Source organism: Streptosporangium sp. G11, assembly GCF_051192615.1.
Classification (GTDB): Bacteria; Actinomycetota; Actinomycetes; order Streptosporangiales; family Streptosporangiaceae; genus Streptosporangium.
The window spans coordinates 1-1,458 of record NZ_JBPJUQ010000283.1; the positions used below are offsets into that span (position 1 = coordinate 1).

Sequence of the window (1,458 nt, forward strand, 5' to 3'; positions counted from 1 at the left end):
GGCTCCACGCCCATTTCTGGCCAACGGCAGACCGTCCATAAGTTCGCCGAGATGTCTTGGCTGGTAGCGCAGGTCTGCTATCGCCCACTTCGTTCAGCCTGAGAAAACCTCACTGAATCCTACTTAGCGAGCCACCCTGCATCCTTCTTGCGGTTTTGAATCTGTTGAATCTCGACAAATGTCCGCTCTACGGCCTTGTCATCTGCGAGAGCCTTCTTCAAGAAGGCTCTTAGCATAGCCTCTTCGTCATACTTAGGCATTCCGACTAGCCCTTCCAGGTCGAGTTCATCCCTTGCCAATTCTACAAGGACCTGCTCATGCAATCGCATTGCAGCTAGACGAAGGGTTGCTGAAGCGACTTCGACTTGAGCGGTAGCCCCGTCCTTACCGAGATTATTTATCACGAGTGCAGCATCTTCTGCTAGGTCCAGTACGGTAGAGACTGTGGTGAAGTTTCGTGCGGTGAGCCTCAAGGTACTCAGTAGGTTTCTCAGGTCCTGATAATCGTGCTTCACTTGCTCGGCATCAGCGTCGCTTATGATTGAGCCAGGCGTCAGCAGCTTAAGATGCACCTCTCGTATGCGCGCGGACCGTGTGGTTATTTCACCGAAGATTTTCAATTTCTCATCGCGTAAACGTTGCTCACGCTCATGGTCCCACTGACGAGCTTGGCTTCTAGCGGACAGTCTTGCGCTGAGGGCAACTCCCCCAAGAGCGGCGGCGGCCGAGAGGAGAGCGGTCACGATCGTGTTCCACATGACGCCATTGTGAGCGCAACTGCGCCTGCTAGGGGTGCATTCGCTAGCACAAGCTCGGGGTCTCCTGTGCGAGCCATAGAAGGCCGTTCGGGTGGGGGCTGGTCTTATCCCGGACACGTCCGCCGCTATCTTGCCCTAGATAAGCTGTCAAGCTTGATCATTTCCCAATGCCTCCCCGATTAACCGTGCGACATGTCTTTGGAGCAAGGTTTCCGCAGGTTGAGAGCGTGACGCGCACGATATGCCACCTGCTCTCCTAATGCGGGTGTCGAAAGCTTCTGCCGCCCCGCTTCCGGTCCTCGGGCCTGGCGGCCCTGCGGTCCGGGTCGGGTTGCCACCGGGCATGACGGTTGCTGCTTTTTGCTGCACAGCGCACAAGTACAGCAACGTCGTCACACAGCACCGGGTCGCCTCGTACGCCAGCACCCTCCCGACCAGTCGCACAAGCCCTCGACCATGCTCCTGCCGTTGACTACGGATCAGAAGGCCAGAGGCAGTAGCGGAGTGCGGGAGCTTGACGACAACGGTGACGACAACATCAGGCACCATGCGCTCACACCGGCGACCGCCTACAACCTTCTGACCACGGCATCCGGCACCCGGGCAGGGCGATCGCTCCGCCTGGCTCGAAAATCGGTGCGTTAGTGGGCAGGCGGCAGCGAACCCTGGCCGGTGATGTCGGGGCAGGGCTTGCGGGGTG

At 58.4% G+C, this 1,458-nt stretch carries 1 protein-coding gene; it reads right to left on the bottom strand.

Going from position 1 to position 1,458, the window contains the following annotated elements; translation table 11 throughout:
- Positions 1-119: 119 nt before the first annotated feature.
- The gene (locus ACSDR0_RS50550; RefSeq protein ID WP_435296124.1) at positions 120-758 is read right to left on the bottom strand and encodes a hypothetical protein; all 639 of its coding nucleotides are present in this window, start codon (positions 756-758) and stop codon (positions 120-122) included.
- Positions 759-1,458 lie beyond the last annotated feature (700 nt).